Source organism: Paenibacillus mendelii, from assembly GCF_024498075.1.
GTDB lineage: Bacteria > Bacillota > Bacilli > Paenibacillales > Paenibacillaceae > Paenibacillus_Z > Paenibacillus_Z mendelii.
The window spans coordinates 96431-109906 of sequence record NZ_JANHOF010000003.1 but is presented as its reverse complement, the minus strand read 5'-3'; the positions used below and the strand labels follow the sequence as shown (position 1 = coordinate 109906).

Genomic DNA, 13476 nt, shown 5'->3' with positions numbered 1-13476 from the left:
CTTTTCCCTTAATGCGCGGCTGCCGGACGTTCCTTCGCTTTATCCGCTTCGCCCGCGTTCTTGTTAGCGGCCTCGCGGTCCTGCTTCATATCCTCGACCGACTTGATCGCCAGCCGCGCCGCACCTTGGTATCCTTCGCGAGTCGGGACGAGTCCGCCCGATGCAAGGCGCTGCTCCGCTTCTGCAATAGCTGCGCTATATTGCGGCAGCCAAGGCGCTTGCGCGACGAGCAATTCGTCGACCATCTGCCAAATTTCCTTCGGATTGCACACGGCTCCGACGAGCGGATCCATCATCATGGATTGACGCAGCAGCGTATCATTGCCGTGAACCGCCGCTTCCACAGCCAAGCGCTGCACGGAAATACTCGCATTGCATACGGCCGCGCAGCCAAGCGGAAGGTCACCGACATGCGGCATGTTGATGCCGTTGCGATCCACGTAGCCCGGCGCTTCAATAATGGCATCGTCAGGTAGGTTCGTAATACAGCCATTATTGACGACATTGAAGTGTCCGCGGTAGACGCGTCCGGTCTCTAAGCCCTCGATAATGTAGGAGCCGTGCTCCTCGCTGCGCTTCTCAGCCGTATATTCCATCGGCTTATCCTTCAACCAGTTCGGGAAATCCGTCTCGAACCAGCTGCGTCCCTCCGTAGCAACGCGAAGATAACCTCCCGTTTCTCCGTTGATCCAGGAACCCATATCGATCCAGTCCTTGATCTCATCTGGACGCTTACGGTACCATGGCAAGTATTCGCTCAGATGACCGTTCGATTCGGTTGAATAATAACCGAACCTGCGGAGCATATCGATGCGTACCTTCTCGGTCCTGCTAAAGTCCGGATGGCGCTCGAATGCTTCTAGAATCTTGCCGGTCATATCCTCGCCCTTATGCTTCACCTGTATATACCATGTCTGATGGTTAATGCCTGCGCAGATGATATCTACCTCTTTCTTCTCCAGACCAAGCGCATTCGCAATCTGCCAGTGTCCGCCTTGTACGCCATGGCACAGGCCGATCGTCCGCACGCCGCCGTATTTATTGCAAGCCCAGGTCATCATGGCCATCGGATTCGCATAATTAAGCAGCAGCACATTCGGATCAGCCATCTCACGAATGTCCTTGCAAATATTCAATAGCTCCGCGATCCCCCGCTGGCCGTACATGATCCCGCCGGCACATAGCGTGTCGCCTACGCACTGGTCGACGCCATATTTTAACGGAATTTCTACATCGTGCTTGAATGCCTCCAGCCCGCCAATCCGGACGGTGCAGAACACATAATGCGCTCCTTGCAGCGCTTCCCTGCGGTCCACCGTCGATTGGATTTCAATGTCCAGCCCATTCTCGTTGATATCGCGCTGGCAGAGCTGCGTCACCATGTCCAGGTTGTGCTGATTAATATCCGTAAATGCAACTTGAATGCTGTTAAACTCGGGTACTGACAGCAGATCACGCAGCAGACCTCTCGTAAAACCAATGCTTCCCGCACCGATAAACGTCACTTTAAACGACATAACTAAGAACGCCTCCTTCTTCATGAACTGGCGTAGCCAGCCTGTTACCCCCATTGTAGCAGGGGCGAAGTGAAGGCGTTTTCAACATCGCAACGCGTTTTATTCCAGCATGTCAACTATTACAACTTCTTGGCTTGGCTCGCGCCACTTATGGGTTTCGACCGATTTGCGGTAGGCCGCTGGCGTATCGCCGGTCATCTTCTTGAATAACGCGCTAAAATACTGCCTCGAGTTCAGTCCCACATAATCGGCAATTTCCGCAATCGGAATGTCCGTCCGCGCCAGCAGCATCTTCGCCTTGCCGATGCGCACATTCGCCAGATAGTCCGTCATCGTAACATTCATACTTGTCCGGAAAATCCGCTGCAGATAAACCGGATGCAAATTCACTGCTGCTGAGACGTCTTTGGCTTGAATATCGCAATCGTAATGCTGATGAATATACTCGACCGCCTTGCGGACATAGCGATCCGTCTGCCTGCCGGCCTTGTCGATCTGCTCCGCCTCGGCGAGCCTTGCAATACGAATGAGCAGCTGGGAGATAAGCAGGTGAACCATACTGGCTTGATCGACTTCGATACCTGCGTCAAGCTCCATAACGAGGCTCTTAAGTGTGTGATACACATCGCTCGGATCGGACAGCAGAATATAGTCCGTCTGCCTTGCGAGCAAAGACTGAAGCGCCGGGCTGCTGCCCGTCATCTGGGCAAGCGAAGGATGAATGCCGCCGCATGCGGTGAATGTAAACTCGACGTTCAGCATTCGGCAGGGAGTGTCCTTCTCCACGACGAGACGGTGGGTCACTCCTGAATCCAGAACAATAAATTCCCCTTTCCCCATCGCGATCGATTGCCGCTTCGTCTCGACGCGGCAAGTACCGGTAATCACATACATGATTTCAATCGACGCATGAGCATGGAATCCCATGTGGAAATCGACCCATTGCTTGTAGTAGTAAGCGTCGATTTTCGGCCGGTAGTCGCCTTCTGTCCATTTGGGATCGAACAAACTAAACAGCTCCACATGGTTCCCTCCTTATTCGCAATCCCTTCTGCCTAACGGTTCAAGAATGCGCGCATCTAGGTGCTTTATCATTCCCACTATCGCGCGGTTCAGGCGATTTTGTCAAGCGGTTCAGGGGTGCCGTCATAGCTGTTTGATAAGATTGGCTGGCCGATATCCAACATTCATGTCAGATCCGTCCGTCGCCTTGTTCACTGTGCTTTCGAATGCCGCTCTCGTGATCTGCTTAATGCAGCTGCTCCGGTATTTTATAGCCTAGCACCCGGCCGTCCTTCTCCACAACCAGATACGGACCTGTGCGTAAAACCTTGCCGATCTTGCCGGAACCGGTTGCCGCGGTAAAGACCAGCTGGCCGTTTCGGAGATCATAAGCTTTAAGCTGGCCGTTCTCGTATTTCTCGTAAAGCCCTCTACCTATGATGTCCGCCTCGTATCGGGGTGCACGCTGCTCATCCCACTGGATATGCTCGCCGCTTGCCGTTCGTATCGCTGAATTCCGGCCCAGCCGATCATTCTTCATTATGAATTGATCATACTTGATCATCCCCGTTGGATATTCGTCCTTCGGCTGGGCGAATGTCCGAAGAGGCTTAGGATTCTCTGATTCGTCGAGCATATCGTATGCGGCAATCTCATCGCCCCAGAAAATGTACAACGTATTCCCTTCAAGTACGGCACGAGGCAAGAAGTGAAAGCCTTCCATGTTGACCGGTGTATGACGGTATTCCCTGGTTTTCAGAATTTTGCCGGTGAGTAAATCGACGACACGGAATGTAAGCTTGCGTTCCGCCGCCCCCATTGTAATATCCTGTGTCTGCGTGAATAAGCCGCTGCCATCCCAGTAGGATATGGGTAAGTTTTGTCCATTCAGCGTCCACAGCTTCTTACCGGTTCGCTTATCCAGAGCAAATAATTGCAAGGTGGTTATGGCTCCTTGACCCCACCGTGTCCCGATCAGCGTATCATTCCATGAGGTTAGGTTCACTGGGGTTGACGTTCCGTTCGGCACCACCGATTTCCACAACAGCTTACCGGTTCTCGTATCGAAGGCTTGCATGCTGCGGCTTCGCAGCACATACAGCATATTTTCAAGCAATACGACCTTGTCACCCAGCGCGAAGGTTCCCGTCGGAACCGACCAACGCAGCTTCCCTTGAAGCGTCACCGAGACCAGACTGCCTCCTTGGGTGATGGCATAGACCGAATCATGCCCCATGGTGAAGTATGGCAGCAGCTTGGCGCCGAATTTCCACATCCGCTCCCCAGTTTTCGCATGAAGCGCAATCATCTGCCCTTCCTTCAACGTGATGGCCATCCCTTTGAAGGGCTCGATGACGGTCCGCCCCTCGTCCCCGTAATCACCGGTTTTCACACTCGAATCCGTTGGAACCGACCAGATCGGCTGAAGCGACTTGACGGCTCCGCTTGCAGCTTCCGCTTTCACCGGCGCTGGTGATACCGCCGCCATTGCCGCCGGTGCTGTACCAATGGTTTGTACCGCAAGAAGAACTGCCAGTCCGCTTGTGATCATTCGTCTGTGTGTAGGCTTGCTCACATGAATCGCTCCTCTATGAATTGCTTTTATTTCCCATGCTATTCTAACGCTGCTGATGGATAGGATGTTGCTGGCTTTGAGCAAACCCTTCAACGACCCACCTAACGACGCTTTCGATTGCAACAGCAAAGAGACTGCTGATCACAGCAGTCTCTTGTTACAGCATTCTCTTGACTTGCTTGTTTATCACTCGTCCGATTTCACTTGTAGAGCTCGTTTAGGATACGCTCGATAAACACGGCAACATCCGCTCTCGTAGCCTGACCCGTCGGGTTCAGCTTGCCTCCATTGCCTTGAATCAAGCCGGCGTTAATCATGCCGGCCATGCTATCAGCCGCGTATTCCGCTACCTGATCGCCATCCTGGAACGCATCCAGCACATCCCGATTGCCCGCAAGCTCAACCTTCTTCACTTGCTGAAGGGCGCGGGATACGATCAGAAACATTTCTTGACGCGAGATCTTCGCTTTCGGATGGAAGGCGTTCTGATCCGTTCCGATAACCAGACCAAGCTTCTTCGCAGTACCAACGGCACCATAGTAGTAGTCAGCTGGCCGTACATCGGCAAAGCTGCCTTCTGCCGTCTCTTCCAGACCCAGCGCCCGGACGAGCAGCGTAACGAAGTCGGCTCTCGTGATTTCCAGCGCAGGCGAGAATCGATCGTTATCCGTACCTTTGATGATTCCGCGCGCGGCCAATGACTCAACCGCTCCTTTCGCCCATGCATATGAAGTCAAATCCGTAAACGTCTTATTCGCATACACGACGGCATAGCTGCTGAAATGATCGACCGTGAAGCGAACAGCGCCAGCGGCTGGATCATATTGTCCATTCAAGACGACGGTCGCTTGGCCCGCATCGTCAAGGTACCAAATCACAAGGCCATTCGGATTGTTCAATTCAGCCGTAGTCGGCTTATACGGAATGGACACCTGCACCGGAGCGTCCGGATTGCTCCAGGCTTGCTGCACACCATCCACCATAATGCTTAAGCCGATGACCGGATGATTGCCGATCTGGCTGCGCAATGTGCCTGACAAGGATGAAGGATCGACCTTCTCGATGACGAGGCTGATCATCTTCGCTTTCTTCGCCTCCGCATCGCTCAGGAAGTTGGAAGGAAGCGTGACAACGCCCAGATTCGTCGCGATCTCCAGCTTCTGGTCTGCAGCGGAGCCGTTCAAGGCTTGAGCAGGCAGTGAAACTTCATAACGGCCTGCTGTTTGTCCGCCCGCGATGTCAATTCGCACCGTCTTAATTCCTGCTCCATTGTCCTTCGCATCCTTGAAGGCCAGCTCGATGTCATCGGCACTAATTGCTGCCGATGCTAAAGTTCCCGCCGCATCGAGAACCGCTGGTGCGGTAATCGTTCCATTTTCCACTTTCGGATCTGTCGGATCTGGTTTCTCCGTCACCGGAGGCTCAATCGGATTAACGACCGGCGGATAATACCCTCCCGAGGATGATGCCTTCACCGTAAGCGTCATCTCTGCATATTGGGCAGCATTCGCTTTACTCGTAGCCCGAATCTTCGCCGTACCCGGGTTAACCGCGCTGACCAGCCCATTCGACGATACAGTCGCCACGTTCGACGGACTGGAATCAAGCACAGACCATATTACCGTCTTGTCGCTGGCGTTCGCAGGAAGCACAGTGGCGTTCAATTGCAGCTGTTCTCCCACTTTCAACTCGGCTGCCGTACGGTCTAATTCGACCTTATCTACCTGCACTTCTTCGGGGTTATTCACTTTCTTCAGTGTGAACTGATCGACGATCCGGTCTTTTACCGTCTTCACGACAAACTTCATTTCGTCCCCGTCAATCTCCACGGCAACGTACATCTGCACCTGCTCGGCATCCGTCACCTTCTGCCAGCTTCTCTCCGTTATCGCATAAAACTTCGGACCGGCGGAACCGCCGACAATGTAAGTCGTTCCCTCTCCCTCGGCAACCGGAACCTGATCCTTCATCGGATAGGTGCGCAGGTAGACGTGATCATGTCCGTTCATGACGACATCGACTTTAAACTCGTCAAAGATCGGCGTCCATACGCTGCGGATATGTTCCGAGTCATACATACTGCCATACGGTCCGCGGTGGAAGGCAATGAGCTTCCACTTCTTATCCGTAGCAGCCAAATCTTGTCTCAGCCATTCCTTCTGCTCTTCGAAATCATACTCGCTGTTCAGTACCACAAAGTGCGCATTCTTGTAGTCAAAGGAGAAGTTGCTTCCCTTCAACGAATCGATCCCATTCTGCGGGTGATTGAAATGAGCCAGATAATCCTCCGTCTTGCGGGTACCCGTCACCTCATGGTTACCGACGACCGGAACGACTGTCGTATTCATCAGTACGTCCTTCGAAGCATTAAACCACATGTTCCATTCGTTTTCCTTGAATCCATCCTCGACCAAATCGCCGCCCTGAACGACGAATTCCGTATCCGGATGATCCGCAATCGCTTTGTTCAGCACGTCTCCCCAGAGCTTGAAGCCCGCTTCATTGGAAGCTTGGGAGTCGCCGAGGAAAATAAATTTCGTGCGCTCTCCGGTTGCCGCTGCTGTCTGGAACGATCCATTCGTGCTGTAATTTCCGTTTCCGTCCCCAACGCGGAATACATATTTCGTTCCAGGCGCAAGTCCGTCCGCAACGGCCTTATGAACCTTCACGGTGCCAATATCCCATGTGTTGAACAAATAGCTGCTGCCCTCGAATTTCAGGACATTCGCCGCAGTAAAATCCGTAAATTCGGATGCAGGCGCGACTTCAACAACCGTCGTATCCGTTCCAGGATTGGTGTGCCAGGTAAAAGCACGTGATTTCGTCGTGTCTTCACCCATTGTTACGCTAATATTGCTCGGAATCGGCGACCCTGCCAGCTTCGATACCGTGAACTTAAGCACAGGGCTCAGCCATTGTCCTTTCACAGCCTGCAGTTCATACTGGCGCAATTCGCCCGTCAGGATGCTGTTCTCCAGGATCCCTTCAGCATTCGTAGCGCCGATCTCTGTTCCGCTCTTCTCCATAATCTTGGCGCCTTCCACAGGCAAGCCCGACTCGTCTACAACCTTGAAGGTAGTCGTGTAGCCCTGCACCACGCCAAATTCATTCCAGCTAAGCTGCATTTGGTTTTTAACGACGGCCTCAACAGGCAGACCGAAGAATCCAACACTCATATCCTCCGTAGTCGTGAACTTCAACGCCCCTGAAGTGAAGCGGGTTTGAACCGTTCCAGCCGCATTGTCCTTCACGCGATATTGAATTTGAGCCAAGGAATCTTCATCCGCAAGCGATGTCGTATTAATACCGTTGAAATCCAGCCGTACGTTCCCTGTTGCGGCATCGATCGTAGGCTGCAGTTGGCTATCCGCCAACTTCGCTCCCTTGATCACCTGCAGATCCTCCACCTTGGCCGGATCGAACGTAAATGCAATATGACCGTCTTTAATATCCGACGCTTTAATCGCTCTTACGTTCAGCGCATACGTGCCGCCGGCATAAACCTCGCTCGGATTGTCATAGACGATCTTCGAAGAGCCGGTATCGACTGTGAAGGTCCATGCCTTCTCCGTCTGATTTCCCGCCAAGTCTCTAATCTTGAGACGTGCCATGTGGACGCCATCGGTCAATGGCACCTCCGGCGTGTAGTGAATCTGACCCTTAGGCGGATACAATGTTGCATGTACCTCAACCTCGTCCACATACAAGCGGATTTTATCAGGATCGATCAGCGTCGTACCCGGATGTACAGCCGGATCATAGCCAAAATCCTCGCCAAAGGCTTGAATGAGCGGGATATTGGTATGGATGACACTGCCTTCAACCGGCGTGAAATTCTTCAGAACCGGTGGATCCATATCATCCTGTACAGGTCCATAGAGCGCCCGAATCTGATCGATGTACAATACGCCATCGGTCTTATTGTCATTCTTCGTCTCCATGTAACGAATCGGCATATCCATCGTGAATGGAAGCGGCCGTCCCTTCGGAACGTCAGCCTCTAAGTACTTCCATCCTTTAAATTGGACGCTTTCGCTTTCAGTAACAAAATCTATCGCTACAGCCGCGTTGTTCCCGTCCCTGAGCTGACCACGGAGCCAGTGCCCCTTGCCGTCCCCATACACCCAGACACTGATTTTCTCCGGATAGCCTGGAACCTGAATCCGATGATCCGCATCTACGGCTTCAATATAAGCACCCGAGATCCCGATCGTTTCCTTGAAGTCGTATTCGAGCTTGGCCGACTTGGTGCCGAATCTCACGAGATCCTCGTCCGTTTCCTCGCTGACCTTTACCGTATTGAATCGTGCGCCCGAGGTTTCCTTATAATTGCCAACCCCGTTCTCGAAATCTTCGAGAATGACTGGAGGAAGCCCAATATTGACGTTCATCGAGGCTTCGATATTCCCATACTTGACGAAGATTTGCCCGCTCTTCTCTGTTTCCCCGGTAGCGGTAAATACGCCGTCCGCATCAATGCTCCCGATCGGTCCTTCTACACGCCATTCAAACTTGCTATTATCCGCTTGGATAACCTGACCGTTGCGCAATGCCGTTATCGACATCGGTACGGAGGCACCTGAAGTGAACGTCCTGACCGCATCCGGGAATTTCAATTCGGTCAGCTCACTCACGACTTCCACCTGTCCAGATCCCGTCAATCCGCCCGCGCTGACGGTAATGTCAGCCATGCCGGCATTGTCGCCCGCGACGAATCGTCCTGCTGCGTCAATGGTGCCGACAGCCGGATCCACATTAACCGACCAAGCCGGTGTTTCCGCGAATATTGCCGGATGTCCATTGGCATCAACTGCAGTCGATTTGAACGTGTAGGACGAGCCCGCTAATACGCGTTCCATATTCGGTTGAACGACCAGCTTGGAAGCTGCACCTTCCGGCGCCTTATTCACAAGCAGTATGCCATTGGCTGTCTTGCGCTCGCCGCCGTCGGAAGGACGGTTCAATATTTTGCGGAGCGGTTCGCCTGGAAGCTTCGCGACGAAGGTTGCAGAGCCGCCTCCATCCAAGGTGATCCCGTCGACAACCCCGATATCCTTCATGATGTTCCCCAGATCCTTGAACGTCACGCCTTCACTGAAGCCCGGCGCCCGTCCGTCGATTTCGATCATGACGATCGAACCGTCAGCTTTCGTACCGATGCCGACACGCGGATACAGCGCAGGGTCTTCATGCTGAAGCACCACGCCGCCCTCCACGAGAATCGGCGTTCCGCCTACGGCCATCTTGACATTTTTCCATTTCTCTTCAAATTGGAAGCTTGCCGATAATTCATCGCCTACCTGCAGTCCGGCCAGTTCGGTCCGGTACTTGCCGGAAGCAGACAGAACAACCTGTCCTTGCTTGATCGGCGAATTGCCCTTGTTCTTATGTATTTCCGCGACTTTAAGCTGAAGCGTGCTTCCGCTCTTCACTTCCCCGGACAGAACATCCAGCACGACCTCATCTCCAAGATCATTCGTCATCGTAGAGGTATGGAAGTCATAGCTGTACAGAATCAGCGCTTCATCATTAAATCGCATCCGGTTGATGGAGGATAGAGGAAGCTCCTTGCCTCCGATCGATACCGTTCTCGTAAGCTTCGGACTTGATCCATAGATGGTGGTGCCATCCTCATTCAAGCCGAAGGCTTGCCAATCATCAGGAGGGCTCGTCAGAATAACGCCATCGCCCATGAATATACCGATTGGAACGCCTGTCGTCATATCATAGAAATCGGCGTTGATCGCCGCGATGACCCGGTTGCCCGCGCGATCGGCGTCGTTCGCCATCTTCGATACGCCTTCCATGCCATAGACCTTGCCGTTCGTTGTCCCCGGCTGCAGATCCAGCATCGGATTCTTCGGATCGAATTCAACATAATGAATCTTCTCCAGACCTTGCGCTAATTGCCGATCCTGCCAGGTATAATAGGCCCCCGGGCCGATCTCCATCTGCCTGGTATCCAAAACTTGACCAAACCCTGCCTGTGGAAGTGCCTCGGCCTGGGCTTGTCCATAATAAGGGAAGAGCGATGTTAGCATAAATAATGAGAATAGAAGAGCCCAACTGCGTTTCTGTCGTATCATTATTGTCATCATACCTCCTGGTTATAGCGTTTTAATCGGAATAACTCGTATGTACATCATGAGGTTGCTCTGCCCCCACAGAACACCATGTACGGATATTGCTGCTGGCGCATCACGTATCATCTCTTCGGCTATCCGCAATCCCCCCTGATTTCCGTTTGGATCGTACCTGTGGTCCCCGATAGATAAGACAGGCTGCAAATTCTAATCCATTCTGTAGAATCCTACTCCTGTAATGTTAGGGGAGAGCTAACCTCAGGTTAATTTATTGTGAAAGCACTAGTTATCATGCTTGTAATATTCCGATATTGGATCGTATAATCATGGCCTGACAATAACAAGCAAGAACGCATCATTACTAAAGATGGCATGACAAAAAAGACGCCGTTCACAAATCAATGTGAACAGCGCCTCTTGCATGTACCGCTTATGGTTTGTTAATGCTACTAGTAAGCCAGTGAGAACAATCCGTTAATGTGCGACAGGTAACGGGCATTACTTGCTTTCTTCATCAGAGAAGCAGGCGTGCCTTTCAGCTCAATGCCGCTGCCGCCGATGGCGCCGATACCGTCTTTACGTCCCAGGCTAGCAAGGGTACCCGAGAAGACCGGTTCGAATTTGTCCATCGTCGTTCCATTGAAGTAAGCTGCGATGTTGGCACCCGCAAGCTCGCCCATTTGCCAAGCCAATTGGGCTGTTGGCGGGTATGGACGGCCTTCAGGACCAAATACGACTGCGCAGTCGCCGGCAAGGAATACTTCTGGATGCGATACGGATTGCAGGAACTCGTTAACCGTTGCACGGCCGCGGTTTACTTCGATGCCGCAGTTTGCAACGAGGGAGTTACCTTGAACGCCGCCGGTCCATACGCAAGTATTTGTTTCGATCGTTCTGCCGTCTTTAAGGCTTACGGTCGTTTTGCTCATTTCGGTAATTGGCAGGCCTGTCAAGAATTCTACGCCGCGTTTCTCCAAGCTGTCTTGTGCACGGGCAATCAGATCAGGGGAGAACATTGGCAGAATGCTTGGCATTGCTTCAACCAAGTACAGGGAAACGTCTGCGAAGTCTACGCCGTTCTTCTTGCAGATGCCTGGAAGCTCGTCAGCCAGCTCGCCAACAAGCTCAACGCCGGTAAGACCGCCGCCGCCGATAACGAACGTAGCGTCCGCTTTATTCTTCGTCTTGCTGTATTCCGCAATACGCGCTTCCACGTGGGCGAACAGACGGTTCGCATCCGCAACGGATTTCAACGTGAAGCTGTTTTCTTGAAGCCCTGGAATACCGAAGTAGTTCGTTTCGCTGCCAAGTGCCAGCACAAGGGAATCATAGCTGTAAGACGAACCGCCTTCAACCGTTACCTTGCGGCCTTCCAAGTCGATCGATTGAACGGAGCCGACTTGAACGTTAATGTCTTTACCTTTGAACAGCTTTTGCAGCGGCAAAGCAACGGCTTTCTCAGCTACGTTGCCTGCAGCGAGGCGGTGAAGCTCGGTAATAATTTGGTGCGAATCCACACGGTTGATGACGGTAATGCTAGCTTCTTCTGGTGTAAAATGTGCACGTGCGGAAAGAGCGCTCAACAAACCGCCGTAGCCGCCACCCAAAATCAAAATTTGTTTACTCACGTTTATCCTCCGTTCTTCGTTTTAGAATTATTTTTTTCTTTCGCCTAGAATATCGAGGTAAGCTTGGCCGAAGCGAAGCATCTTCTGAAGCTCCGGATCCTTCAGCAATTTTAGCATGCCGAAGAGACCGATCGTGGAATCGCTGTTCTCTGCACGGTCATTCGCTTCAATCGCAGCGGATGCATAGCCTTTCACTTTCTCTTCAAGAGGCTTAACTACTTCTTGAATGCCGCCTACCATGTCTTGAATCAGGACGCGGTCTGTTGCTACTTTCTGTGCCAAGTCGTAGGTCTTCGTAAGCAGGGCCATCATCTCGGACAACTTAGGCAGTTGATCCACCAATACCGTCAACGCTTCCTGTACTTCAGGCTTCAACAGTTGATCCAGTACATCTGACTTTGCGCTCCCTTGCGCGGAAGCTTCAAGTTCCAAACTCTGAACGTTTGTTTCTGACATTTGCACTTTTCTCCTTTGTTCGTAATAAGTAGTTAATAATTGTTATTAAGATCTTTCTATTCCACATCCGCACCATTCTAGTGAAATTAATCACATAGATTTCATGAAGATTGCGAAATCAAAATTCGACATAAAGCTTGTTTACTGCTCCATCTATTATAAACCTAAACGGAGGTCTTTTGGCAATCAAAAAATGAAGGAAACGCAAACAAATAAGCGTCATTTGGATCTATTGTCCCGCCCACCGTCCTGTTTCATTCCTCAACGCAAAAATTAGCTGATTTAGCCGTATTTTTGCGTTGAGGCTTCACATTAGTTGGCTGTTCATCAAACATGGGGAACGATTATCTAAAATACTTTGCCAGATGCTCGGTTGCTTTCAGAATTCCTTGTCTTTCGGCATCCAGCGTGCCCCAGAAACGGTGGTCCTCCAGCTCGATGCCGATGGCGCCCTGGTAGCCGAGACGATCCAGCCGGACGGCCACTTTACCCCAGTCTACTTCACCGTGTCCGGGAATCGTGTACCGCCAAGAGCCTTCCGAGAATCCGTACTTCTCGCCGAACGTAGATGGAATCACACCGCATTCATACAGCTCGTCATGAAGGATTTCGGTGTCCTTCCCATGGCAGTGATTAATGCGTTCGCCAAATTCCGATAGCGCTCGCAGGTAGTCAATGCCCAGTCGTACCAAGTGGGAGGGATCATAGTTCAGGCCAAAATGGCTGGACGGAATCGCTTCGAACATCGCTCTCCACATTTCCGGCGTGCATCCCAGCGTAGAATAGTGCGGTGCAGGTCCCGGCCAGCCTTCAATGGCAATGTACAAGCCGGTCTGCTCGGCATGGCGGACGATCTCCGGGAACGTCTCCTTCCAGATCGCGAATCCTTCCTTGCGGGGAAGCGTGAGATCCTCCGGTACGAGGCACATGAACAGTACGCGTCCGCCTAATTGGGAGACCTCCGTCATCTGCTTCTTCAACGCCTGAACCGCATCGCCGCGGCGTCCTTCATCCCGGCTTAACAGCTGCTGCGTGTAGTCCACATCGATCGAACCGATTCCAAGTCCAGCTTGCTCGCAAGCCGCCTTCACTTCAGGTGTCAGCCGCGGCACATCCAGGACGTCCAGACCATTAGCAGCCGCCCACTTCGCCACATTCTCGATTCCTTCCGCCCCCATCTTAGGCGGTATGCGCATTCCTATTTTGAAGTTCAT

The 13476-nt window shown here is 52.3% G+C and carries 7 protein-coding genes; all 7 read right to left on the bottom strand.

Features of this window, described 5'->3' with window-relative positions; genetic code table 11:
* Positions 1–8: 8 nt before the first annotated feature.
* The 7 genes from NNL21_RS11355 to NNL21_RS11325 all read right to left on the bottom strand — a co-directional run bounded on the left by NNL21_RS11355 (position 9) and on the right by NNL21_RS11325 (position 13476).
* Positions 9–1517, bottom strand: coding sequence for an alpha-glucosidase/alpha-galactosidase (locus tag NNL21_RS11355; protein WP_204820886.1), 1509 nt, complete (start codon positions 1515–1517; stop codon positions 9–11).
* Positions 1518–1616: 99 nt separating this feature from the next.
* Positions 1617–2540, bottom strand: a complete 924-nt coding sequence (locus NNL21_RS11350) for a helix-turn-helix domain-containing protein (protein ID WP_204820885.1) — start codon at positions 2538–2540, stop codon at positions 1617–1619.
* Between the two features lie 226 nt (positions 2541–2766).
* Positions 2767–4095 carry an outer membrane protein assembly factor BamB family protein gene (locus NNL21_RS11345; protein ID WP_204820884.1) on the bottom strand — a complete coding sequence of 443 codons (1329 nt, stop codon included), beginning with the start codon at positions 4093–4095 and terminating at the stop codon, positions 2767–2769.
* Between the two features lie 200 nt (positions 4096–4295).
* Positions 4296–10181 (bottom strand): phosphodiester glycosidase family protein, encoded by a 5886-nt coding sequence (locus tag NNL21_RS11340; protein WP_204820883.1) that lies wholly within the window; start codon positions 10179–10181, stop codon positions 4296–4298.
* A 446-nt stretch (positions 10182–10627) separates the two neighbouring features.
* Complete coding sequence (locus tag NNL21_RS11335; RefSeq protein WP_204820882.1) at positions 10628–11806, bottom strand: NAD(P)/FAD-dependent oxidoreductase; 1179 nt, start codon at positions 11804–11806, stop codon at positions 10628–10630.
* Between the two features lie 27 nt (positions 11807–11833).
* Positions 11834–12262 carry a helical membrane plugin domain-containing protein gene (locus tag NNL21_RS11330; RefSeq protein ID WP_204820881.1) on the bottom strand — a complete coding sequence of 143 codons (429 nt, stop codon included), beginning with the start codon at positions 12260–12262 and terminating at the stop codon, positions 11834–11836.
* A 344-nt stretch (positions 12263–12606) separates the two neighbouring features.
* Positions 12607–13476, bottom strand: a complete 870-nt coding sequence (locus tag NNL21_RS11325) for a sugar phosphate isomerase/epimerase family protein (RefSeq protein WP_204820880.1) — start codon at positions 13474–13476, stop codon at positions 12607–12609.

Excerpts from the sequence above, each read along its gene's own strand:
- NNL21_RS11355 (WP_204820886.1), bottom strand. The coding sequence starts at position 1,517 with ATGTCGTTTAAAGTGACGTTTATCGGTGCGGGAAGCATTGGTTTTACG.
- NNL21_RS11325 (WP_204820880.1), bottom strand. The coding sequence starts at position 13,476 with ATGAACTTCAAAATAGGAATGCGCATACCGCCTAAGATGGGGGCGGAA.
- NNL21_RS11330 (WP_204820881.1), bottom strand. The coding sequence starts at position 12,262 with ATGTCAGAAACAAACGTTCAGAGTTTGGAACTTGAAGCTTCCGCGCAA.
- NNL21_RS11340 (WP_204820883.1), bottom strand. The coding sequence starts at position 10,181 with ATGATACGACAGAAACGCAGTTGGGCTCTTCTATTCTCATTATTTATG.